Annotated in this window: 18 protein-coding genes and 2 pseudogenes; 12 read left to right on the plus strand and 8 right to left on the minus strand. The window is 76.6% G+C overall.

All coding sequences use genetic code 11. From position 1 onward, the window contains the following. Nucleotides 1-84: 84 nt before the first annotated feature. Both IHE55_RS31425 and IHE55_RS17675 read left to right on the plus strand, forming a co-directional pair. Nucleotides 85-375, plus strand: a pseudogene (locus IHE55_RS31425) (cell division protein PerM); the annotation flags it as partial. Between the two features lie 638 nt (nt 376-1,013). Beyond that, a complete protein-coding gene (locus IHE55_RS17675; RefSeq protein WP_197989902.1) occupies nt 1,014-1,397 on the plus strand; it encodes a hypothetical protein in 384 nt (127 codons plus the stop codon). Nucleotides 1,398-1,733: 336 nt separating this feature from the next. Here IHE55_RS17675 and IHE55_RS33180 read toward each other — a convergent pair whose 3' ends face one another. After that, the gene (locus IHE55_RS33180; protein WP_197989903.1) at nt 1,734-1,880 is read right to left on the minus strand and encodes a hypothetical protein; all 147 of its coding nucleotides are present in this window, start codon (nt 1,878-1,880) and stop codon (nt 1,734-1,736) included. Between the two features lie 899 nt (nt 1,881-2,779). Further along, nucleotides 2,780-2,947 (minus strand): hypothetical protein, encoded by a 168-nt coding sequence (locus tag IHE55_RS32710; protein ID WP_307826714.1) that lies wholly within the window; start codon nt 2,945-2,947, stop codon nt 2,780-2,782. A 1,714-nt stretch (nt 2,948-4,661) separates the two neighbouring features. Here IHE55_RS32710 and purN point away from each other — a divergent pair. From purN to IHE55_RS17720, 7 genes and pseudogenes are all read left to right on the plus strand, one after another. Next, nucleotides 4,662-5,309, plus strand: coding sequence for a phosphoribosylglycinamide formyltransferase (gene purN / locus IHE55_RS17690; protein ID WP_197989904.1), 648 nt, complete (start codon nt 4,662-4,664; stop codon nt 5,307-5,309). After that, the gene (gene purH / locus IHE55_RS17695) at nt 5,306-6,913 is read left to right on the plus strand and encodes a bifunctional phosphoribosylaminoimidazolecarboxamide formyltransferase/IMP cyclohydrolase (protein WP_197989905.1); all 1,608 of its coding nucleotides are present in this window, start codon (nt 5,306-5,308) and stop codon (nt 6,911-6,913) included. The genes purN and purH overlap by 4 nt, the downstream gene beginning before the upstream one ends. A gap of 350 nt (nt 6,914-7,263) precedes the next feature. Further along, nucleotides 7,264-8,133: a bifunctional methylenetetrahydrofolate dehydrogenase/methenyltetrahydrofolate cyclohydrolase gene (locus tag IHE55_RS17700; RefSeq protein WP_197989906.1), complete on the plus strand. Its 870-nt coding sequence runs from the start codon at nt 7,264-7,266 to the stop codon at nt 8,131-8,133. After that, nucleotides 8,123-8,560: a DUF3017 domain-containing protein gene (locus IHE55_RS17705; protein ID WP_197989907.1), complete on the plus strand. Its 438-nt coding sequence runs from the start codon at nt 8,123-8,125 to the stop codon at nt 8,558-8,560. Before IHE55_RS17700 ends, IHE55_RS17705 begins: the two co-directional genes overlap by 11 nt. Before the next feature lie 312 nt (nt 8,561-8,872). After that, nucleotides 8,873-9,076: pseudogene (locus IHE55_RS32715) on the plus strand (helix-turn-helix domain-containing protein); the annotation flags it as partial. Between the two features lie 1,466 nt (nt 9,077-10,542). After that, nucleotides 10,543-11,130, plus strand: a complete 588-nt coding sequence (locus tag IHE55_RS32720) for a DUF2690 domain-containing protein (protein WP_197989908.1) — start codon at nt 10,543-10,545, stop codon at nt 11,128-11,130. A 703-nt stretch (nt 11,131-11,833) separates the two neighbouring features. Then, on the plus strand, nt 11,834-12,823 hold the full coding sequence (locus IHE55_RS17720) for a malate dehydrogenase (RefSeq protein WP_197989909.1): 990 nt from the start codon (nt 11,834-11,836) through the stop codon (nt 12,821-12,823). Between the two features lie 152 nt (nt 12,824-12,975). Here the strand turns inward: IHE55_RS17720 and IHE55_RS17725 are convergent, their stop codons facing one another. The 4 genes from IHE55_RS17725 to IHE55_RS17740 form a co-directional block, all read right to left on the minus strand. Beyond that, nucleotides 12,976-14,202 (minus strand): metallophosphoesterase, encoded by a 1,227-nt coding sequence (locus IHE55_RS17725; RefSeq protein ID WP_197989910.1) that lies wholly within the window; start codon nt 14,200-14,202, stop codon nt 12,976-12,978. A 378-nt stretch (nt 14,203-14,580) separates the two neighbouring features. Beyond that, on the minus strand, nt 14,581-15,384 hold the full coding sequence (locus IHE55_RS17730) for a hypothetical protein (protein WP_197989911.1): 804 nt from the start codon (nt 15,382-15,384) through the stop codon (nt 14,581-14,583). 309 nt (nt 15,385-15,693) lie between these two features. Continuing rightward, on the minus strand, nt 15,694-16,425 hold the full coding sequence (locus IHE55_RS17735; RefSeq protein ID WP_197989912.1) for an isocitrate lyase/PEP mutase family protein: 732 nt from the start codon (nt 16,423-16,425) through the stop codon (nt 15,694-15,696). Then, nucleotides 16,422-16,928 (minus strand): carboxymuconolactone decarboxylase family protein, encoded by a 507-nt coding sequence (locus IHE55_RS17740; RefSeq protein WP_197989913.1) that lies wholly within the window; start codon nt 16,926-16,928, stop codon nt 16,422-16,424. Before IHE55_RS17740 ends, IHE55_RS17735 begins: the two co-directional genes overlap by 4 nt. Nucleotides 16,929-17,254: 326 nt before the next feature. On the opposite strand from IHE55_RS17740, the gene pdxR reads away from it, so the two are divergent. Beyond that, nucleotides 17,255-18,820: a MocR-like pyridoxine biosynthesis transcription factor PdxR gene (gene pdxR / locus IHE55_RS17745; RefSeq protein WP_197992078.1), complete on the plus strand. Its 1,566-nt coding sequence runs from the start codon at nt 17,255-17,257 to the stop codon at nt 18,818-18,820. A gap of 186 nt (nt 18,821-19,006) precedes the next feature. Here the strand turns inward: pdxR and IHE55_RS17750 are convergent, their stop codons facing one another. Then, nucleotides 19,007-19,549: a hypothetical protein gene (locus tag IHE55_RS17750; protein WP_307826717.1), complete on the minus strand. Its 543-nt coding sequence runs from the start codon at nt 19,547-19,549 to the stop codon at nt 19,007-19,009. 398 nt (nt 19,550-19,947) lie between these two features. After that, the gene (locus IHE55_RS17755; protein WP_197989914.1) at nt 19,948-20,337 is read right to left on the minus strand and encodes a RidA family protein; all 390 of its coding nucleotides are present in this window, start codon (nt 20,335-20,337) and stop codon (nt 19,948-19,950) included. 271 nt (nt 20,338-20,608) lie between these two features. On the opposite strand from IHE55_RS17755, the gene IHE55_RS17760 reads away from it, so the two are divergent. After that, complete coding sequence (locus IHE55_RS17760; protein WP_197989915.1) at nt 20,609-21,082, plus strand: hypothetical protein; 474 nt, start codon at nt 20,609-20,611, stop codon at nt 21,080-21,082. A gap of 18 nt (nt 21,083-21,100) precedes the next feature. Then, entirely contained in the window at nt 21,101-22,330 is a 1,230-nt protein-coding gene (locus IHE55_RS17765; protein ID WP_197989916.1) for a glutathionylspermidine synthase family protein, read from the plus strand. The last annotated feature ends 54 nt before the right edge of the window (nt 22,331-22,384 follow it).

The raw sequence follows: 22,384 nt of genomic DNA on the forward strand, positions 1-22,384 counted from the left end.
CTCCGGCCGTTCCGGCGGTCCTGGCTGTCCCGGTCGGTCCGCCGCCTCGCCCGGGTGACGCCGGTCGCCCGGCTCCTGCGTGCGGTGCGCGCCTCCCGGCCGGTCCGGGCTCTCCGGTCGCTGTGGCGGTATCTGACCGGCGGCTCGGAGTACACCGCGTATCTGACGGCGCGGGGCGGCGGGAGACCGTGGAGCTACCGCGAGACCGCGCTCACGGCGGCGCTCGCCGCCTGCGGCTGCGGGCTGGCCACCGCGCTGCTGGCCGAGGTCTCCGGCGGCCCGCTCGGCACCCGGGCCCTCGCGGAGTTCGGGCCCCGCTGGTGGCAGGCGGGCGGCGCGGCGCTGGCCTGGAGCCTGCTGCTCGGCGTCCCCGGGGCGGTGGGGCTCCGCTGGTTCCGGCTGGTGCGGCGGGCGGCACGGCACCGGGCGGAGGTGGCGGCCCGGGCCGCCGGAACCGCTCCGCCGCCCACCGGCGCGGCCCGCATCGCGGCCTCGGCCCCCGTGCGGTGGCTGCGGACCGCACCGGGCCGGGCGGGCCGACGGCTGGTGCGCACCCTTCCCCCTGCTCCGCCGGAACCGCGCCGGGCACCACGACGCGCCGGGCCGGGGGGACCGAGTGCCACCGGTGTGGGAGACCGGTGGGGTGGGGGACACCGGGGGAGACATGGGAGGAGGAGGGGGGCGTGGGAGCCGTGGGAGTGTGACGGGGTACGGGGGCCGACGCGGCGGGCCGGGGCGCGGGCCCCCGGGCCGGCCGACCCGGGACGGGCCGCCCCGGGGGCGGCGTGCCGGAGGACATGGGCGGCCGGTACCCGGACCTGCTGCCCGAGGCCCGTTCGGAGAGCTGCCCGGCGGACTTCCCCGACGCCCTCACGGCGGCGGCCACGACCCTGGACCGGTCTCCCGCGGCGGCCGGGCAGCCGGCCCCGGAACGGCCGTCGGGGAGGGACCGGGCACCGGACGCGGGCCCGGGAGGGAGGACCGGCCCGGCGGCGGAGCGGGGGCGGCGTGCCGTGCCGCACCCCGGCGTGGCCGGCGACCACCCCGGCCCGGCCGGGGACGGCGAACCCGACGGGGACGGTGACCCGGGCGGCGACGGTGAGGGGACCGCGGCGCCCCGCCCGTTGCGGGCCGGCGGCACCGTGGCCCGGCTGCGGAGCCGGATGCGCCCGGCCCGCTGGACCGCCGCCGAACCGGGCGACGCCACCGAATGGACGGCGAAGAACGAGTGGTCGGAGGCGGCCGACCCGGCCGATGAGCGGTGGGCCGACCCGGAGGACCGCTGGCCAGGGGCCGGGCCGCCGTCCTGGGAGTGGACCGAGGAGCCACGGGGCGCCGCCGGCCGGAGCTCCGAGGCCGTACCGCCCGAGGCCGACCCACCCGCGGACGAGCTGTAACCCGTACGGGCGCCACGGCCGGCGCGGCGGAACCGCGGACGCCTCGGCCCTGTCGCCCCGGCCGCCCGGCGCGACAGGGCGCACCCCGGGCGCCGCACCCGACGGCCGGACGACGATGACGGCCGTCGGGCGGGACGATGACGGCCGTCCGGGCGGACACGATGCTTCGGGCTCGACGCACACGGTGCTCCGCACGGCGGGCACGGTGCTCCGCACGACGCACGACGCGGGTGGACACGGTGCCCCCACGACGAACACCACGGTCCGGGCGACGGACATCAACGCCACGACCCGTGGCCGGCGGCTGCGGGACGTGCGGCTGCGGCGGGGCGGCCGCTACGAGCGGAGGACGGCGGCCGGGGGCTCCCGCTCGACCGGACCAGCCGGCTCGGCGGTGGCGGGGTGGCCGACCGGGTCGATCACGTCGTCGACGGCGGCGCGGAACCGGACGCACCCGCGGTGCCGCTGTGGCCGGACGGTCATGTGACCTGGTACGCGGGCGCAGGAGGGCCCGCTCGCCCGGCTGCCCGCGTGGTGCGCCGCCGCCGCGGACCGAACGGCCGGCCACGGCCGCACCGCGAACGACCGGTGGTCGGCCTGGCGCCCGCCGTCGCCGGAGGCTCGGCCGTTTCCCTGCCCCGGTGGCGCGCCGCAGCCGGCGGCCGGCCGTGGCCCCCCGCAGTCGGGGACTCGACCGTCTCGCGACCCGGCCGGTCCCGGCCCGGACTGGGCTGACTCCGACCCGACCCGGACTGGGCCGGGTCGCCCGGACCGGGGCAGCGCCCCTGCGTCGAGCCCGATCCGTGGCCGGGCCCGCCCTCGCTGCCGGGGGCTCGGTCGTTTCCTGGCCCCGGTGCCGCGCCGCAGCCTGGCGGCCGGCTGTGGCGCCTCACAACCGGGGACCCGATCGTCTTCCGCCCCGGCGTCTTCCGACCCGGCCGGACCCGGCCAGGACTGGGCCGGGTCGCCCGGACCGGGGCAGCGCCCCTGCGTCGAGCCCGACCCGCGGCCGCGCCCGCCCCGCCACCCGCGCCTGAGCCGGGCCGCCGGCTCTCGCGCACCAGCCGCACCGGTCGCTCCGCCGCACCGGCGGGGGCGCCGCACCAGCCGCTCCCGCCGTACCGGCCGGGCCGCCGGCTCCCGCCGTACCGGCCGGGGCGCCGCACCAGCCGTACCGGCCGCGCCCGCCCCCGCCACCCGCGCCTGAGCAGGGCCGCCGCCGGCCGCACCGGCCGGGCCGCCGGCTCCCGCCGTACCGGACGGGGGCTCCCGCCCCACCGCACCGACCGGCCCGTCGCCGTACGGCCGCTCGCGCCACAGCAGCCGCACCGGCCGGATGCCCGCCGCCGGACCCTGCCGCGGCGGGCGGGCGCCGTCAGGCGTCAGTCGTCCGTGTCGAGCAGCGGGCGGAGCTGTTCCGGCAGCTTCTGTTCGCACTGCTCCCGGGAGGTGCTGGTGAGGGCGTCGTCCACGCAGGTGTAGTAGTCGCTGTAGATCAGCTGGACGCTGTACGTCGCCACCACGATGAGCAGCGCGATGCCGCCCGTCACCAGGCCGCTGATCGCCGCCGCGGCCTGCGGCTTGCCGCCGTTCGCCCGGGGGGGGGGCCGGGAGGGGGCGCGCCGGGCGTCCGGGGGCGGGCGGCGGGGCGTCCACCGCCGCCGCTGCCGTCCGGCCGGCGTCGGGGCGGCGCGGCTTGCCGCGCAGCGAGCTGATGCCCCAGTACAGCGCCAGCGCGCCGAGCAGCAGGGCGATCTCGGGCAGGCTGAACAGGGCGAAGAAGAACGCCCACATGCCGGCCAGCAGGGCGTACCGGGCGCGCCGCTGCGCCGGGTCGGTGGGGTCCCAGCGCGGGCCGGAGCCGCGCTGGCCGTCCCGCCCGTTGGGGCGCTCGCCCTGGTTGCCGCCCCAGCCGCCGCTCTGCCGGCCGGGCTGCCGGCTGCTCCACTGGCTGCCCCACGCCGGGGGCTGCCGCGGTCCGCCGGAGGGGTCGCCGGGGCCGTCCTCCCGGCCCGGGCCGCCGCCCCGGCCGTCGGAGCCGTCCCCGTCGCCGCCGGCGGAGCCGTTCCCGCCGTTGCCGGGGCCGCCGTCACCGGTGGGCCGGCTGCGGGGGCGCCACGGTTGCTCGGGGCTGCCCTCCGGCGGCGGGGCGAACGGGTTGTGGTCGTCCTGGCCGCCCGGGGACGGGGAGGACGAAGGCGACTGCCGCTCCCGCGCCAGCGGCGCGTGCGACTTCTGGGCGCCCCTCATCGCCGGGCCTCCCCGGCGTCGGGGACCGGGGTGGGGCAGTGGGCCGCGCGGCGGCGTGGGTGCGGCATGTGGAGTATGTCTTCCCCTTGTGTCGTCGTCCTGCACGCCGGGCACGGTACGGGGTGCGACGGCGTCTGCGATACGCGCGTGACGCCCGGGGCGTCCCGCGTACCCGCTCACTGAACGGACGGGCGGCGCGGGAAGTGCCGCCCGTCCGGTCCGTACCGCCGCCCGCCCGCTCGCCGGAAGGCCCCGGTGCCACCCGGGCGGGGACCGGGGCCCGCCGGCACCGCGGAGGCGCCGGAGGGTTTCGCAGACCCGACGCTACCCTCCGCGCCGCCGTCCGTCCGGGAGGGGGCCGTGACCGGGCGGCCCACCGGGACCGCCGGGGGTGCCGGTATCGTTGCTGCCGGTCCGCTGCTTCGTAGGGTCGCCCTGAATCAGGGTCGTCACCTGCTCGTACGACCGTACAAAGAGATCGCCGAAGTGGTCCCGAGGAGGTCCCGAAGAGACCCGGGGGAGGTCCCGACGAGTCCCCCGAGGAGTGCCCCGGAAGTCCTCAGGAGTCCCCGGGAACCCCCTGAGGGGAACCCGGAGAGATCCCCGGAACGGGGCCGCGGAGGGGAACCTCCGGAGGGATCCGCACGAGACCGCCCGCACGATGCCGACCGTCCGAAACCGCCCCCCGACCGCCGGAACTGCCCGCCGAACCGACCGTCCGAAACCGCCCGCCCGCCCGCCGGAACCGACCGCCGGAACCGACTGCCGAACCGACCGCCGAGACCGTCCGACGAACAGACCGCCGTCACCGCCGCCGGCATCAGAACCCCCCACCACCACCCGCACCACCGCCACCACCGACCCCCGCGGCCGACCGACCGACCGGCCCGCGGCCCCGCCCGCCGACGCGTCCGAGGACGCCCGCGGCCCGTGCGGGGCACGGCCCCGCCGGGACGCCGTGCGGGTCCGCAGCACCGTGAAGATCCCGCACCACCCGTGAGAAAGAGCCCCGCCGTGGCCTCCCCCTGCCCCCCTCCCGCCCCGCCGGCTCCGGCCCGCCTCGTCGTGCTGGTGTCCGGTTCCGGCACCAATCTCCAGGCCCTGCTCGACGCCATCGCCGCCCACGGACCGGCCGGCTACGGCGCCGAGGTCGTCGCGGTCGGCGCCGACCGCGACGGGATCGAGGGCCTGGCCCGCGCCGAGCGGCTGTCCATCCCGACGTTCGTGTGCCGGGTGAAGGACCACCCCAGCCGCGCCGCCTGGGACCTCGCCCTCGCCGAGGCGACCGCCGCCCACCGGCCCGACCTGGTGATCTCCGCCGGGTTCATGAAGATCGTGGGCCCGGAGTTCCTGGCCCGCTTCGGCGGCCGGTGCGTCAACACCCACCCCGCGCTGCTGCCCGCCTTCCCCGGCGCGCACGGGGTACGGGACGCGCTCGCGTACGGCGCCAAGGTGACCGGCTGCACCGTCCACTTCGTCGACGACGGCGTGGACACCGGCCCGATCATCGCCCAGGGCGTGGTCGAGGTCCGGGACGAGGACGACGAATCCGCGCTGCACGAGCGGATCAAGGAAGTCGAGCGCTCGCTGCTCGTCGATGTCGTGGGGCGTCTGGCCCGCAACGGCTACCGCATCGAGGGACGAAAGGTAACAATCCCGTGACCGCCACCAACGCCGAGGCCACCGCCACCGAGGCCACCGGGACCGGCGCCGCCAAGCGCCCGGTCCGCCGCGCCCTGCTCAGCGTCTACGACAAGACCGGTCTGGAGGAGCTGGCCCAGGGGCTGCACGCCGCCGGGGTCCAGCTGGTGTCCACCGGCTCCACCGCCGCGAGGATCGCCGCGGCCGGCGTCCCGGTCACCAAGGTCGAGGAGCTGACCGGCTTCCCCGAGTGCCTCGACGGCCGGGTGAAGACCCTGCACCCGCGCGTCCACGCCGGCATCCTCGCCGACCAGCGGCTGGAGTCCCACCGCAACCAGCTCGACGAGCTGGGCGTGGAGCCGTTCGAGCTGGTCGTCGTCAACCTCTACCCGTTCCGGGAGACGGTGGCCTCCGGCGCCGCCCCCGACGAGTGCGTGGAGCAGATCGACATCGGCGGCCCGTCGATGGTCCGGGCGGCGGCCAAGAACCACCCGTCCGTGGCCGTGGTGGTCAACCCCGCGCGCTACGCCGATGTGCTGACGGCCGTCGCCGACGGCGGCTTCGACCTGCCGGCACGCAAGCGGCTGGCCGCCGAGGCGTTCCAGCACACCGCCGCCTACGACGTGGCGGTCGCCAACTGGTTCGCCGGCGAGTACGCGGCCGACGAGGCCGGCGCAGGCTTCCCCGCCTTCGCGGGCGCCACCTACGAGCGCGCGAACGTGCTCCGCTACGGCGAGAACCCGCACCAGCCCGCCGCGCTCTACACCAGCGGCGGGGGCGGCCTGGCCGGCGCCGAGCAGCTGCACGGCAAGGAGATGTCGTACAACAACTACGTGGACACCGAGGCCGCCCGCCGGGCCGCCCACGACCACGGCGACCAGCCCTGTGTGGCGATCATCAAGCACGCCAACCCCTGCGGCATCGCGGTCGGCGCGGACGTCGCGGAGGCGCACCGGAAGGCCCACGCCTGTGACCCGCTGTCCGCCTTCGGCGGTGTGATCGCGGTCAACCGCCCGGTGTCGGTGGCGATGGCCGAGCAGGTGGCCGACATCTTCACCGAGGTGATCGTCGCCCCCGGCTACGAGGACGGCGCGGTCGAGATCCTCGCCCGGAAGAAGAACATCCGGGTGCTGCGCTGCCCCGAGGCCCCCGCCCAGGCGCTGGAGGCCCGCCCGATCGAGGGCGGCCTGCTGCTCCAGGTCCGCGACCGGCTCCAGGCGGACGGCGACGACCCGGCCAACTGGACCCTGGCCACCGGCGCGGCGCTGGACGCCGACGGGCTGGCCGAACTGGCCTTCGCCTGGCGGGCCTGCCGCGCGGTGAAGTCCAACGCGATCCTGCTCGCCAAGGACGGCGCCACCGTCGGCGTCGGCATGGGCCAGGTCAACCGGGTGGACTCGGCGCGGCTCGCGGTGCAGCGGGCCGGCGAGGAGCGCGCGGCCGGCTCGTACGCCGCCTCCGACGCCTTCTTCCCCTTCCCGGACGGCCTGGAGGTGCTGACCGCGGCCGGCGTCAAGGCCGTGGTGCAGCCGGGCGGTTCGGTCCGCGACGAGCTGGTGGTGGCCGCCGCCGAGGCGGCCGGGGTGACGATGTACTTCACCGGTACCCGGCACTTCTTCCACTGAGCCGTGACGCCTGAGCCGTGACGCCTGAGCCGTGACGCCCGAGCCGTGACGACGGCGCGGACGCGCCCCCGCCACCACGGAGGGGCGCGTCCGTGACCGGCCACCCGGTCGCCCCGGCAGGTCCGGCAGGCCCGCCACGGCCGTCCGGACGCGGGCGCCCCCCGGCGGCCCGCCGGTCGGGTGTCCCCGGCGGGCGTCCCGGCCGGGCCTGCGGGCGTCCCGGCCCGGTGACCCCGGTGGCCGTTCCGGCCCGGTGGCGCCGGGCGGCCCGCCGATGTGCGCGGGCCGCCGCCCCGATCCCCGGCCGCCCTGATTGGAGTCGGCCTCCCCGCATCCGGAAGAATGGATCCATGACCGCCCAGATTCTTGACGGCAAGGCCACCGCGGCCGCGATCAAAGCCGACCTCGCCACCCGCGTCGAGGCCCTGAAGGCCGAGGGGGTCACCCCCGGCCTCGGCACCCTGCTGGTGGGCGACGACGTCGGCAGCCAGAAGTACGTGGCGGGCAAGCACCGCGACTGCGCCCAGGTCGGCATCGCGTCGATCCAGCGCGAGCTGCCGGGCACCGCCACCCAGGAGGAGATCGAGGCGGTCGTCCGGGAGCTGAACGACGACCCGCAGTGCACCGGCTACATCGTCCAGCTGCCGCTGCCCAAGGGCATCGACACCAACCGGGTGCTGGAGCTGATCGACCCGGCCAAGGACGCCGACGGCCTCCACCCGATGAACCTGGGCAAGCTGGTGCTCAACGAGACCGCGCCGCTGCCCTGCACCCCGTACGGCATCGTCCACCTGCTCCGCCGCCACGGCGTGGAGATCGACGGGGCGCACGTGGTGGTGGTCGGACGGGGCGTCACCGTCGGCCGCTCGATCGGGCTGCTGCTCACCCGCAAGTCCGAGAACGCCACCGTCACGCTGTGCCACACCGGCACCCGTGACCTCGCCGGGCACCTGAAGCAGGCGGACATCATCGTGGCCGCCGCCGGCGTGGGGCACCTCATCAAGCCGGAGCACGTCAAGCCGGGCGCCGCGGTGCTCGACGTGGGCGTCAGCCGGGACGGCAACGGCAAGATCGTCGGCGATGTGGACCCGGCGGTGCGCGAGGTGGCCGGATGGGTCGCCCCCAACCCGGGCGGGGTGGGCCCCATGACCCGCGCCCAGCTCCTGGTCAACGTGGTCGAGGCCGCTGAGCGGGCCGCCGGGATCGGCGATGCCGGCTGAGGCCGGAGCGGTGACGGAGGACCCGGTGGCAGCCGAACCGAGGAAGTCGCGACGCTTCCCGCTGATCACGCGGGACACCGCGCGCCCGGAGGGCGGCGGCCGGGCCGCGCCGGGGGACGCCCCCGCGCCGGTGCGGCAGTGGCCGCTGCTGACGGTGATGAGCGGCGTCGGCGTCGGCCTGCTGGTGGTCGCCCTGGACGCGTTCCGCCCGGGCATCATCGTCGTCGGGCTGTCGCTGCTGCTGGGCGCCGTGCTGCGCTGGCTGCTGCCCGAGGTCGGCATGCTGGCGGTGCGGTCCCGCTTCACCGACCTGCTCACCTACGGCGGTCTGGGCTTCGCGATCGTGATGCTGGCGATGATGGCGCAGCCCGACCCCTGGCTGAAGGTGCCGTTCCTGGAGGACGTGGTGCACTTCACGGTGCGGTGATCCGCACCGGCCCCGGCGGCCCGTCCACCCCTGAGGAGGGGCGGACGGGCCGCCGTCCTTCCCGGACGCGGCGGGCGCCGGCCGGTACGGCTCGCGCCGCTTCATTCGCGCGTCCGCGCCCCCACCACGGGACGGCAGGCGGTGAGGGCGGGGCCCGCGCCGGGGCCGGTCCGTACGGTCCCTGGGTCCGTTCCGCACGGTCCCGGGCCCGGCCCGCAGGGGCCTCGGCCGGGCCGGAGAATTGAGGCTTCTGGGATACTCCTGGTCATGGGGGGACGTCCGGGGCACGCGCTGGGGGAGCAGGGGGAGGCCATGCCTCGTTGGAGAGAGCTGTCCGAAGAACTCGACCCTTCGGTGCGTGAGTTGACCGAGCGGCTGCGGGTACTGGTCGAGCGGAGCGGGCTGAGCGTCGCGGAGGTCGCCGAGCGCACCGCGTGCGGCGGAACGTCGTGGGAGCGCTACCTGACCGGCCGTCTGCTGCCGCCCCGCCGCGCCGTGGCCGCGCTGGCCGATGTCACCGGCGCCGATTTCGACCCCCTCGGCATCCTGTGGGACCGGGCCGAACGGGCGTGGAACCGGGCGGGGATGGGGCACGACACCACGGACGGGGCGATACCGGCGGCCGGGTCCCACGAGGCCGGCCCGGAGCGGCCCCCGGCCGGCCGGCGGACCGCCGACCGCACCGTGCGCGGTGGCACCGGGGCGGGAGACGACGGACCCGGTGGTGGTCCCGGCGGTCCGGACCGGCGGGAGGCCGAGGCCGCCCCCGGGGACGCCGACGGGGCCGCGGGGAACGTCCGGGCGGCGCGGAACGTCCGGGCAGAGGAAACCAGGAGCGATGAGGGAAGCGGTGACCGGGATGGCGACCGGGGGCAGGACGTGACGGGGCGCGAGGAGCGGCGGGGCGCCGGGGTCGCGGCGGTGGCCGCGACCGACCGCGCCGCCGCGAGCGGTGCCCCGGCGGAACACGCCCCGGCGGAACACGTCCCGGTGGAGCACGCGCTGGCGGACCACCCGCCCGCCGGTGCCGCGGCCCGGGACCGTGCGCCGGCGGACCGTACGACGTCGCGCGAGCCGGCGGACCGTACGCAGGCGAAGAGCGGGCCCGGCGACCGGACGCCGGCCGGCCGCGGGCGGACCGATCGCGGACCGGCGGGCCGGGAGCCGGTGGACCCGGAACCGGTGGACCGGACACCTCGGGACCAGGCACCCCGGGACCGGGCACCTCGGGACCCGGCCCCTCGGCCCGGGACGGAGCGGCGGCGAATCGTATCGCCGGAGCGGAGCCCGCGGCCCGCCCCGGCGCACCCGCCCGCCCCGGCGCACCGGACCGCCCCGCGGCGCAGGACCGCCCCGGCGCACCGGACCGTCCCGCCCCGCAGGACCGTGCCGCCGCGGGACGACCGGCCGGCGAGGCCCGGTCCGCCGCCGGGCCCAGCCCCGCCGCCGGTGCGCGTCGGGCGACGGATATCTACGACTTCGAGGCCGAGGAGCCCGCGGCGGCGCGGGCGGCGCGGTTGGCCTGGCCCATCCTGCCCATGCCGCCCACGCTCTCCCCGCCCGCCACCCCGCCGGCCGGTCCGGCGCCCGGCGGGGACGCGCCGGTGCCCGGGGCCGCCGCCCGGCCGGTCCCCGGTCTGCCGCCCGTACCCTCGGCGCCTCCTCCGGGGCGGACCGCCGCGCCGTCGAGGGACGTGCCGCCGGGCACGCGCCGCCGGCCGCGGACGACCTGGGCGGCGGCCGGAGCGGACGACACCGGCCCGGTGGCCGGGGGCGGTACGGACCGGCGGGCCACGAACGGAGCGGAGGCCGGGGCGGCCGGCGGGCCCGGGACGGCACCGGTCGCCGAGGCCCGGGCCGCCCGTGCCACCGGCGGCTCCGGTGCCGCCGGTACGGCGGCCGCGGCCGGCACGGCGGGTGCCGCCCGGCAGCCCGGCGCCGGGGGACCCGCGGACCGTGCCCGGCCGGCGGACCGCCCGGCCGTGGACGAGGACCCTCACCCCGGTTCCGGGGACCGTGCCACGGCCCGGCCGGCCGCCGCCGTCGCGCGGCTGCTGGAGCGGATACCCGGGCGGGCGCGGCCCGCGATCGGCGCGGCGGTCGTCGCCGTGCTGCTGATCGTCTCGGCGGTCCTCCTCTTCGGCGGCGGCGAGGAGGACGGGAACGAGGCGGCGAAGCCGACCCGCAGCACCGAGCCCCTGCTGCCGCCCGGGGTCAAGTGCGTCGGCCAGGGCTGCACGGGCAAGGACCCGGAGGACATGGGGTGCGGTGACGACCGGGCCGAGACGACGGCCGACGCCATGGTCGGCACCGTCTACATAGAGGTCCGCTACAGCGAGGTGTGCCGTGCCGCGTGGGCCCGCATCGCCCAGGCCGGCCCCGGCGACGCGGTGCGGATCACCCGGTCCGGCCAGGACGGACCGTCCGGGCACGGCCAGACCGGCCGGGCGGGCGCGAACGGCGGGGGCTACACCAGGATGCTCGCGGTGCAGACCAGCGCCGAGGCGAAGGCGTGCGCGACGCTCGTCAACGGCGAGACCGGGTGCACCCGGCCGACCCCCCGGCCCTGACCCCGTCCCGGTGGCCCCAGTCCCCGGCCCGGGCCGCCCCGACCCCCGCGCCCCGGCCCCGGCACCATCCTGCCCCCCGTCCGGCCCCGACCGCCCCGCGTCCCGGCTCCCGGCCCGGCCGCCCCGACCACGTCCCGGCCCGGCCCGGCTCGGTCCCGACTCCCGGTCCGACCGCTGCCCTGACCACCCGCCACCGCTCCCGGTGACCCCGGGCCGGGGCCGTGCGACCCGCCCCCGGCCCCGCCTCCACCCCCGCCCGGTGCGTCGCCCGCGCCGCGCCCGGCCCGGCGGTCCGGCCCCGCCCGGCCCGTCGGAGCCGGCCGCCCCGCCCGCCCGGGCCGTACGTCCCTGCCCGTCCGGACCGCACGAGGCCTCGCCCGGGGCCGACCGCCCCGCCCCACCGCCGTCGTGCGCCCGGCTCCCCTCCTGTGCGGACGTCTCCACCGGGCACACACCAAATCTCCGCGAGGTCAGGGGGCATGAGGCGGCCGGACCCGGGCAGGCGCATGTCATCCCCCCCACGGGTGTCACCGCCAGGCGGCCGTTCGCCTTCCCCCTCCTCAGTGAGCGAACGGCCGCCCGCGCGGGCGGTGAGCACCGACACAGTGGGGCGGCGGAGCCCGTGCGGGGCCCGGTCGGATAGCCTGACGCCGGTATCTCGACACCAAGAGATCGATCAGAAAACACAGCGCAGGAGACCGCCATGACCCGCACTCCCGTTAATGTCACCGTCACCGGCGCCGCAGGCCAGATCGGCTACGCGCTGCTCTTCCGCATCGCCTCCGGTCACCTTCTCGGCGCGGACGTGCCGGTCAAGCTGCGTCTGCTGGAGATCCCGCAGGGCCTGAAGGCCGCCGAGGGCACCGCCATGGAGCTGGACGACTGTGCCTTCCCGCTGCTGCGCGGCATCGACATCACCGACGACCCGAACGTCGGCTTCGAGGGCGCCAACATCGCCCTGCTGGTCGGCGCCCGCCCGCGCACCAAGGGCATGGAGCGCGGTGACCTGCTGGAGGCGAACGGCGGCATCTTCAAGCCGCAGGGCAAGGCCATCAACGACCACGCGGCGGACGACGTCAAGGTCCTGGTCGTCGGCAACCCGGCGAACACCAACGCGCTGATCGCCCAGGCCGCGGCGCCGGACGTGCCGGCCGAGCGCTTCACCGCGATGACCCGCCTGGACCACAACCGCGCGCTGTCGCAGCTGGCGAAGAAGACCGGCAGCCAGGTCTCCGACATCAAGAAGCTGACGATCTGGGGCAACCACTCCGCCACCCAGTACCCGGACGTCTTCCACGCCGAGATCGCGGGCCGGAACGCCGCCGAGGTCGTGAACGACGAGAAGTGGCTGGCCGACGAGTTCATCCCGACCGTCGCCAAGCGGGGCGCCGCCATCATCGAGGCCCGTGGCGCCTCGTCGGCCGCCTCCGCCGCCAACGCGGCCATCGACCACGTGCACACCTGGGTCAACGGCACCGCCGCGGGCGACTGGACCTCCATGGCCGTCCCGTCGGACGGTTCCTACGGCGTGCCGGAGGGCCTCATCTCCTCCTTCCCGGTCACCTGCGAGAACGGCACCTATACGATCGTCCAGGGCCTGGAGATCAACGAGTTCTCGCGCACCCGCATCGACGCCTCGGTCAAGGAGCTGACCGAGGAGCGCGACGCGGTCCGCGGCCTCGGCCTGATCTGAGCCCGCGCGTTCGTCGGCGGGGCCGTTCCCGGCCCCGCCGGCGCGCCCGGCGCCCCTGAGGAGCCGGGCCGGCCCCGGCCGGGCCACCCGGGGCCCGGGATACCCGGGCCGCCGGGTGCGGGCGCGCCCGGCCCGGTTCGGCGGCGTCCGGCTCAGCGGCGTCCGGCGGCGGCGGGCGCCGTGCTGAAACGGTGCGCCGGCCGCGCCGTCGAGGTGGCCACGTCCACCGTCCAGGCGTCCACCGTCAACCGGTCCGCGCCTACCTTGAGCACCATGAAGCCGTGGTGGGAGAAGTCCTGCCAGCGCGCCGGGGTGCTGCCGTGCGCCTTCCCGTCACCGGTCTTCCCGGCCGCCCCGCACACGATCTGCCGGGTGCCCCGGCTGCGGGCGGTGGGCTCCAGGATCTGCATCGTGTGGTCGTGCCCGGAGAGGATGAGGTCCGCCCGCCCGCACACCACCTCCTCGTACAGCTCCTTCAGATGCACCCCGCTGGTGTAGTCGCCGATGACGAAGCCGTCGAACGAACCGGCGTTCCCGTGCTTGCCGTTGTTCAGGTACGGGTGGTGGCCGAGGACGATCTTCCAGGTGGCCCGGGACGCGGTGAGCGCGGCGTCCAGCCATCGGCGCTGCTCCCGCATGTACGGGCCGTTCCAGGAGAAGTACGGGTCGAGCTGCGCCACCGTGGACGCCACCGGGTTGGTGTCCAGGGCGAAGAACTCCACCAGCGGCGCGGCGGACCCCGGGGACGCGGGCAGCGCGACGGAGTAGTAGCGGGCCGGCATGTACCAGCGCCGGGAGGTGGTGGCGTAGGCCACCTCGCGGTCGCCCCGGGACGGGTCGCCGCCGCTGCCCGGGATCAGCCCCGAGCAGTCGTGGTTGCCCAGCACCATCAGCCAGGGCACGTCGATGCCGGTGTTGGGCTGCTCGAACTTGGTGGCGAACTCGTCGTCGTGCGCCGACTCCGGGCCGTTCTCGTAGATGTTGTCGCCCAGCCCGACGGCCAGGCCCACCCCCTCGGCCCGGCAGACCTCCCGCGCGGCGGCGGCCACCGCGTACTGGCCCGCCTCGCCGGTCCCCGCGTCACCGGTGACGAGGACCGCGTACTCGCCGCCGGGGCCGGGCCGGTCCGGCAGCGGGAACGGGACCACCGGGGTGGCGGCGGGCGCGCCCGCGGTGGCCGCCGCGGCCCGGCCGGCCGTCAGCTGCGGGCCCACGGTGAGCGCGGCGGCCCCGGCGAGCGCCCCGCCGAGCACGGTGCGGCGGGTCGGCGTGCCCGGGGCCGGTGAGGTACGGCCGGTGGTGGGCACCCCGGCGTCGAGGTCCAGCCACTGAGGCTCGGTCAGGTCCGCGCGGGGCGGCATGTACTCGTCATCGCACATGCCAAGTTTCTCGCAGGTAACTTCGCCGGGCCGGTGAAGGGCCGCCGAAGGAAAGGTGAAGGTGTTCTGTGCGGCGACCCGCGTGCCCGGCCCGGGCCGTGCCGAGGTGTTTCGGTACGGGAAGCGCCGGGACGTGCAGCGAACGCGGCCGGGCGAGCGGTCGGGCCGCCCGGCGGCCGGTACCGCGCGGTCGGCGGCGTTTCTCCGGCAGGACGACGCCCCCGCCACGGCGGTGGAGCCGTGGCGGGGGCGTTCGTGGTGCGCGTGCCGGTGACCGGAGGCGGGCCGCGGTGCGGGTCACCGCGGCCGCGGCACCGGAGCGGGCCGGGACCCGCCGGCGGCCGCGGTGCGACCGCGCGGCGGGGAGGTGCCGGTGGATCAGGCGCCGGCGCCCAGCTCCTGCTCCATCTTCGCCACGTCGATGGTCTGGTTCTGGGCCGGGGTCTGGGTGTCCACCGGCTTGTCGAAGTCGGAGAACCGCGCGGTGGTCGCGTCGGCGCCGGTCTCCTCGATCTTGACCAGGTACGGCTTGCCGGTCAGCGCGATGGAGGCGGTGGTCGGCGCGCCGTCGTCGTTCTTGCCCTTCACCTGGATGACCTGCTGGCCGTCCACGGTGGTCGGCGAGCCCTTGGTCATGGTCGTGTCCGGCTTCTCGGCGGCGGCCTCGTCCTGGATGCTCTTCAGGTCGCACACCTCGGACATGCTCTTGAGCATGTCGTCGGAGGTGGTGCCGTACAGCCACTTGCCCTCGAAGAGCTTCGCCGCCTGCTCGCCGCCGCCCTCGGCGCCCATCGAGGTCTTCCAGAACGCCGCGTCGGGCTTCATCCAGACCTTGTCGCCGAGCTTGATCAGCTCGAAGGAGCCGCCCTCACCCATCGACATGGAGCCGCGGCAGCTGCCCGCGGTGTCCAGGTGCAGGTCCATCTTCATGGCCTGCCCCTCATCCTTGCCCTCCGACTGCATGCGCAGGGACTTGGCCTGGGTGAGCTCGGTCTTCCCCTTCTCGTAGATCTCCTTGGCGGTCAGCTTCTCCACGCCGTTGGTGGCCGGGGCCTTGGTCTCCTGCTCGGTGACCTTCTTGTCGTCCTTGCCGCTGTCCTTGCCGTCGTCGCCGCCGCAGCCGGAGACACCCATCGCCATCGCCGCACACGCGGCCACGGCCCACAGTCCGTACTTCTTCATGCTGAGCTGACCTACCCCTGATGGATGACCCGCGACCGGGCCAGAAAGCTGATGATGCTTAAGTGCGGTTTACTTTAAACCGTTGACTGACGCCGTGCACAACGCGTAACGGGTGACACGGTCCGTAACCGCAGATGTACAGATCGCGCAGTACGGGCGCCCGGCGGCGCCGACCGGACGTCTCCCCGGAGGGGGACACGCCCGGAGACGCCCGGGCGGTTCCCGCGGGCGCCGGACGGTTCCCGGGTGGAGGCCCGGGGATCCCGGACGGCTCCCCGCGGGACCGGCAGGCCTCTCCCGGACGGGGTGTCAGGGCGTGGGGCGCAGGCCCGCCAGCGTGTCCCGGAGCGCGCCGAGCGACGCCGCGTGCAGCGCGGGCCCGAAGGTGACCCGGCCGGCGCCCAGTTCACCGAGCCGGGCCGGGGAGAGCCCGCCGGGCCGTGCGTTGATGTTGACCGGGACGCCGATCCCGGCCGCCAGTTCGGGGAGCAGTTCGGGCGGTGCCTTGATCGGGTAGACGCACCCGGCACCCGCCTCGGCGTAGCGGCGGCCCCGCTCGATCGCCGCCCGGGGGTCCGGCCGGCCCCGCAGGAAGGTGTCCACCCGGGCGTTGACCAGCAGGGCGCCGCCGGCCGCCGCGCAGACCTCGGCCAGCCGGTCGGCGTGCCGCCCGGGGTCGGTCAGTTCGCCGGTGCGCGGATCGCTGTCCTCCAGGTTGCAGCCGACCGCGCCCGCCTCCAGCAGCCGTTCGACCAGCTCCCCGGGCGGCAGCCGGTAGCCGTCCTCGACGTCGGCCGAGACCGGGATGCCGACCGCGCGGGTGATCCGGGTGATGGCGGCGAACATCTCGTCGGGCGGGGTGGCGCCGTCCCGGTACCCCAGCGACGCGGCGATCCCCGCGCTCGGCGTGGCCAGCGCGGGGAACCCGGCCTCCTCGCACACCCGGGCCGTGGCCGCGTCCCACGGCCCGGGCAGCACCAGGGGGTCGCCGGGCGGGCGGTCACGGTGCAGCTCCCGGAAGACCGCCGCCTTGTCGCTCACGACGCGGCCTGGCCGGGCTGGTACGCGCCGGGGACCAGGCGGCAGGTGACGCCGATCCGGTTCCACGCGTTGATGGTGAGGATGAGGGAGATGAGCCGGGCCAGCTCCGTCTCCTCGAAGTGCGCGGCGGCCCGCTCGTACACCTCGTCCGGTACGAATCCGTCGGTCAGCACGGTGACCGCCTCGGTCAGCGCCAGCGCGGCGCGTTCCTTCTCGGTGAAGTGACCGGCGGCCTCCTCCCAGGCGGTGAGCAGGTGGAGCCGGACGTCGCTCTCCCCGTGGTGCCGGGCGTCCTTGGTGTGCATGTCGATGCAGAAGGCGCAGTGGTTGATCTGCGAGGCGCGGACCTTGACCAGGTGGACCAGGACCGGGTCCAGGCCCTTCCGGGCCGCCACGTCGAGGCCGACCATCGCCTTGTAGACGTCGGGGGCGAGTTCGGCGAGGTTCAGCCGCGGCCGGTGGGCGCCGGCGGTGTCGCCGGTGGTGTTCTGCTGAGTGCTCATGACCGTCAGGCTAGGTCGCCGGTTGCCCACCGGTATGGTCCATTTCCATGGGGGAATTCTGGGCCACCGGGCGAGCCGGGACCGATGACGGAGCCGAGGGCGCCGAGGCCGGCGGGAGCACCGAGCGTGCCGAGGCCGGCGGGAGCACCGAGGCCACGGGGGGCGCGCGGGGCGGCCGGGACACCGGGGACCGGCCGGGCGCGGCCGCCCCCGGCGGGGACGGCACCGGTGCGGTGGCCGCCTCTACGGAGCCCGGGGTGGCCGGTACGCATACCAGCCCGGCCGGTACGGAGGCCGGGGCGCCCGGCGGTGCCGGTACGGGGAACGTGGCCGCCGGTGGCGCGGACACCGGTGCGGCCGGCAGCGACCTCCATCTGGACCTCGGCCCGATCGGCCGGGCGGGCGGTCTGCGCGCGGGGCTGATCCGCGCGCTGCGGGACGCGGTGCGCGGCGGCCGGCTGGCCCCCGGCACCCGGCTGCCGTCCTCCCGGAGCCTCGCCGCCGACCTGGGGATCGCCCGCAACACCGTGGCGGACGCGTACGGGGAGCTGGTGGCCGAGGGCTGGCTGACCGCGCGGCAGGGTTCCGGGACCCGGGTCGCCCCGCGCGTCGTCCCGCCGCCGGCCGCCGCGCCGGCCCCCCGGCCCGCCGGCGGGGCCGCCCGGGCCCGCTACCGCCTCACGCCCGGTTCGCCGGACGTCTCGGCGTTCCCGCGCGCGGCCTGGCTCGGTGCCGCGCGCCGCGCGCTGACCCGCGCGCCCAGCGAGGCGTTCGGCTACGGCGACCCGCGCGGCCGCCCGGAGCTGCGCACGGCGCTCGCCGAGTACCTGGCCCGGGCCCGCGGGGTGCGGGCCCACCCCGACCGGATCGTGATCTCGGTCGGTTTCATGCAGAACCTCGCGGTGCTCGCCCGGGTGCTCCGGACCCGCGGCGGCACCGCGACGGCCGTGGAGTCGTACGGGCTGGAACTCCACCGCGAGGTGGTGCGCCGGGCCGGACTGCGGACCGTACCGCTGCCGGTGGACGCGCACGGGGCGCGCACCGGGCTGCTGGCCGGGCTGCCGGAGGTGTGCGCGGTGCTGCTCACCCCGGCCCACCAGTTCCCGACCGGGGTGCCGCTCCACCCCGACCGCCGGGCCGCGGTGGTGGAGTGGGCCGCCCGTACCGGCGGGCTGGTCCTGGAGGACGACTACGACGGCGAGTTCCGCTACGACCGGCAGCCGGTGGGCGCGCTCCAGGGGCTCGACCCCGAGCACGTGGTGTACCTGGGCACCGCGAGCAAGAGCCTGGCGCCCGGGCTGCGGCTGGCCTGGATGGTGCTGCCGGCCCACCTCGCCGACGAGGTGGCCGCGGTCAAGGCGCAGGGGGAGTGGCAGGCCGGGACGCTGGACCAGCTGACGCTGGCGGAGTTCATCGGCTCCGGCGCCTACGACCGCCATCTGCGCGGCATGCGGCTGCGGTACCGGCGCCGGCGGGACCAGCTGGTCCGGGCGCTCGCCGACCGGGCCCCGCACATCCGGGTGAGCGGGATCGCCGCGGGGCTGCACGCGGTGCTGGAACTGCCCCCGGGCACCGAGCGCCCGGTGGTGCAGGGGGCCGCCTGGCAGGGGCTTGCGGTGCACGGACTCGCCGACTACCGCTACTTCGGTCCGCCGGCGGACACCGGTGCCGGCGCGGGGCCCGCAACCGGCGCGGTGGCGCCGGCGGCCGGGGACGCGGGACCGGGGGAGAAGGGCCCCGGGGAGCCGGGGGAGCCCGGGGAGGCCGGGGAGGCCGGGGAAGAGGGGCCCGTGGAGTGGCGGGACGGGTTGGTCGCCGGCTACGGCACCCCGCCCGATCACGCCTTCACCGGCGCGCTGGAGGCGCTCTGCCGGGCCCTGCCCTCCCCCTGAGCGCTGCCGGCCCGGGGGGAGGAGCGGGGGGATTCACCCAACGGAAGACGATGCGGGCGGCCCGGTACGGTCCCGGGGCGGCCCGGACGGGCGGCCCGGAGGTGGCCCGGACAGGCCGTCCGTACGGGCCGGACGCCGTCCGCACGGGCGGCGGCCGGTACGCACCGGGGCGGTCCCGCGGACGGTTCAGCCGGTGACGATCCGGCCGTCACGCACCTGGAACCGGTGGACCGGCGAACACCCGATGGACGGGGTGATGAGCAGCTGCACCTTGATGCGCTGCGGGGCCCTGCTCGCCGTGGAGAACTCGCACACCGCCCCGGACCCGGTGAGCGGGAACCAGAACCAGCTGTCCTTCTTGCCCACCTGCTCGGTGTCCTGGAGCTTCCAGTGGCCCCGGTCCATGGTGTACGTGGAGAGCCGCACGTTCGCCGCGAGGTCGTCCTGCGTCGAGCGGACCGCGGTGAGGGTGACCCGGAGGTCGTCGCCCAGCGTGCTGGTGGCGATCGTCCGGGTCTCCGGGGTGGTCCTCGGGGGGTGGTGCCGGCCGGCCTCGGCGGCACCGGCGGCCCCGGCCGGCACCACCCCGACGACGGTGGCGGCGCCCGCGGCCAGGGCGCCGGCGGCCACCAGGGCCCGCCGGAGGCGGCGCGTTCCGGACTTCTCGGTGTTCTTCATGGTGATCTCCTGGAGATGAGAGGGGATCTTCGCTGCGTTCCGCGTAGTCACTCGTTCACACCATTTGTCTCTCTATCAGATGAGACACCCGGGAAGTCCGTTCAGTTGTAGGGCGTGCGGAGGCTTCCACCCGGTCGGCCCAGCAGCCCACGGTCCGTCAGACCGCTTTCGCGGCGGGAACGTTGTCCGGCCGGGGCGGCCGGGTCGTGCCCGTTCCGCCGCCGGACCGCGGGGGCCGGGGCGGCGCCGGGCGGTCGTGCCACCCGCGCACCGGGCGTGACGCCGGACGTACGCGCGCACCGGGCGTGGCACCGCGCGGGGCGACGCGTGGGGTCTCGCGTGGGGTGACACGTGGGGCGACGCGCGGGCGCGTGACACCGGGCCGGACGGCCCCGTCCGCCGGTCAGGGCGCGGAGCAGGGGGCCGGACGGGCGCGCCCCGCCCGCCGGTCAGGGCGCCGGGCGCCGCGCGTCCACCTCGATCTCGATCCTCATCCGGGGGTCCGCCAGACCGCACTCCAGCATCGTGGCGGCCGGCCGCACCTCGCCGAAGGCCCGGCGCAGCACCGGCCAGCACGGCTCGAAGTCCGCGCGGTCGGGCAGCAGGTACCGCACCCGCAGCACATCGGCGAAGCCGCACCCCGCCTCGGCGAGGGCGGCCGCTATGTTGCGCAGGCACTGTTCCGCCTGCTCCACCACGTCGTCGGAGATGGTCATCGTGGAGTAGTCGAAGCCGGTGGTCCCGGACACGTACACCCGGTCGCCGTCCACCACGGCACGGGCGTACCCGATCCGCTCCTCGAAGGTGGACCCGCTGAGAATCGCTCGCCGTTCGGTCATGCAGCGAACGCTAGGCGACCGGCGCCCGCTCCGGCGGCGGTCCCGCGGGGGCCGGGCGGGCGGCTCCGGGGCCGGCCCCCTTGCCCGGCACCGCCCCTGACGGGCCGCCATGCGGGGAGTGTGATACGCGCCACCTCACTCGTCGCGGACACGCCACCCCCGGTCCGTGCGGTGCGCGGTGATCCCACTACGCTGAGCGCACGGCCCGCCCGGTCACGGCACCGGCGCCGACCGTCGCGGGCGGGGGACGTACCTGTTGGGGGGATGGACCATGGGGAACACGGCAGGCGGCGCGCGGCGGTTGCGCTCGCGCACGGTGGTGCTCGGCGGGGTGGGCATGCTCGCCGCGGCGCTCACCTCCTGCGGCGGAGAGGGCTCCGCGCAGCAGCAGCCGAGGGAGCCGGACAAGCGCTGCGTCGATCCCAAGAGCTACAACGCGCGCGTGAAGGGCTACCGCATCGTCGACACCGACCGGTGCGACATCCGCTGGGACGGCCCCGGAGGCCGCTGGTACTACGACGCCAAGAAGCGCGGAAAGTACGCCGTCGGCGGTCACTTCGACGACGAGGAGAGTTCCGGCGAGACCTCCGGGGGCTCGTACGACTCGGACCCCACCTCCGGCGGCTACACCTCCGGCGGCTACACCTCGGGGGGCTCCGGATCCGGCGACGGCGGGTCCTACGGCGACTCCGACATCGACCGGGGCGGCTTCGGGGGCTCCTCCTCCGGCTCCGGCGGCGGCTGACCCGGGACGGTACCGGCGATGCGCAGACAGACCATCACCCCGCGCCCCGGCTGGCAGCAGACCGTCGAGGCCCAGGGGCTCATCTACCCGCTCACCCGGCACCCGGACGGCTCGCTGCGCCCGTACTGGGACGAGAGCGCCTACTACGTCTTCTCGCTGCCCGAGGTCGAGGCGCTGGAGGAGGTGGTGGAGGAGCTGCACCGGATGTGCCTGGCCGCCGCCGGCCACATCGTGGAGCACCGCCGCTTCGCCGACCTGGGGATCACCGACCCCGCGCTGGCGGAGCTGATCACCGAGGCGTGGCGGCGCCGCGACGAACTCCCCTCGCTGTACGGCAGGTTCGACCTGCGGTACGACGGGAGCGGCCCGGCGAAGCTGCTGGAGTACAACGCCGACACCCCCACCTCGCTGGTGGAGGCCGCCGGACCGCAGTGGTTCTGGATGGAGGACCGTTTCCCCGGCGCCGACCAGTGGAACTCCCTCCACGAACGGCTGGTGGCCGCGTGGAAGCGGCAGAGCCCGCTGCTGCCGCCGGGCGCGCCGGTGCACTTCGCGCACTCCACCGCCGACGAGCTGGGCGAGGACCTGATGACCGTCGCCTACCTGCGGGAGACGGCCGCGCAGGCCGGCCTGGACACCCGGGCGATCGCCATGGAGGAGATCGGCTGGGACCGGCTCTCGGGACGGTTCGTGGACCTGCGGATGGGGTTCATCCGCGCCTGTTTCAAGCTGTACCCGTGGGAGTGGCTGGTCCGCGACCGGTTCGGGGACCGGGCGCTGGCCACCCTGGACAACGGCGGCGGCACCGGCAGCACGCTGTGGATCGAACCGGTCTGGAAGATGCTGCTCTCCAACAAGGCGCTGCTGGCGGTGGTCTGGGAGCTGTACCCGGACCACCCCAACCTCCTCCCGGCCTACCTCGACGGCCCGCGCGAACTGGCCCGTACCACGGGCTACGTGGCCAAGCCGCTGCTGGGGCGGGAGGGCTCCGGGGTGACCGTGCACCCGGCCGGGCCCGGCCCGGCGGCCCGCGACGAGCCGCCCCGGCCGCCCGGGCCGTCCGGAGCCCCCGACCCCTCCGAGGCGTACTGCTACCAGGCGCTGGCGCCGCTCCCCGCGTTCGACGGCAACCACGTGGTGCTGGGCGCCTGGGTGGTGGAGGGGGAGGCCGCGGGGCTCGGCATCCGCGAGTCGTCCGGGCTGATCACCGACGAGTACGCGCGCTTCCTGCCGCACATCATCCGCTGACCCGGTGCGGGGCGCCCGGACCACCGTTCACCCCGCACCCGCCCGGCACCTTCA

It is taken from the genome of Streptomyces pactum (assembly GCF_016031615.1).
GTDB classification, from domain to species: Bacteria; Actinomycetota; Actinomycetes; order Streptomycetales; family Streptomycetaceae; genus Streptomyces; species Streptomyces pactus.

Coding starts and splice junctions, on each gene's coding strand:
- IHE55_RS33180 (WP_197989903.1), bottom strand. CDS start 1,880: ATGACCGTCCGGCCACAGCGGCACCGCGGGTGCGTCCGGTTCCGCGCC.
- IHE55_RS17700 (WP_197989906.1), top strand. CDS start 7,264: ATGACCGCCCAGATTCTTGACGGCAAGGCCACCGCGGCCGCGATCAAA.
- IHE55_RS17705 (WP_197989907.1), top strand. CDS start 8,123: ATGCCGGCTGAGGCCGGAGCGGTGACGGAGGACCCGGTGGCAGCCGAA.
- IHE55_RS17720 (WP_197989909.1), top strand. CDS start 11,834: ATGACCCGCACTCCCGTTAATGTCACCGTCACCGGCGCCGCAGGCCAG.
- IHE55_RS17725 (WP_197989910.1), bottom strand. CDS start 14,202: ATGTGCGATGACGAGTACATGCCGCCCCGCGCGGACCTGACCGAGCCT.
- IHE55_RS17730 (WP_197989911.1), bottom strand. CDS start 15,384: ATGAAGAAGTACGGACTGTGGGCCGTGGCCGCGTGTGCGGCGATGGCG.
- IHE55_RS17740 (WP_197989913.1), bottom strand. CDS start 16,928: ATGAGCACTCAGCAGAACACCACCGGCGACACCGCCGGCGCCCACCGG.
- IHE55_RS17755 (WP_197989914.1), bottom strand. CDS start 20,337: ATGACCGAACGGCGAGCGATTCTCAGCGGGTCCACCTTCGAGGAGCGG.
- IHE55_RS17760 (WP_197989915.1), top strand. CDS start 20,609: ATGGGGAACACGGCAGGCGGCGCGCGGCGGTTGCGCTCGCGCACGGTG.
- IHE55_RS17765 (WP_197989916.1), top strand. CDS start 21,101: ATGCGCAGACAGACCATCACCCCGCGCCCCGGCTGGCAGCAGACCGTC.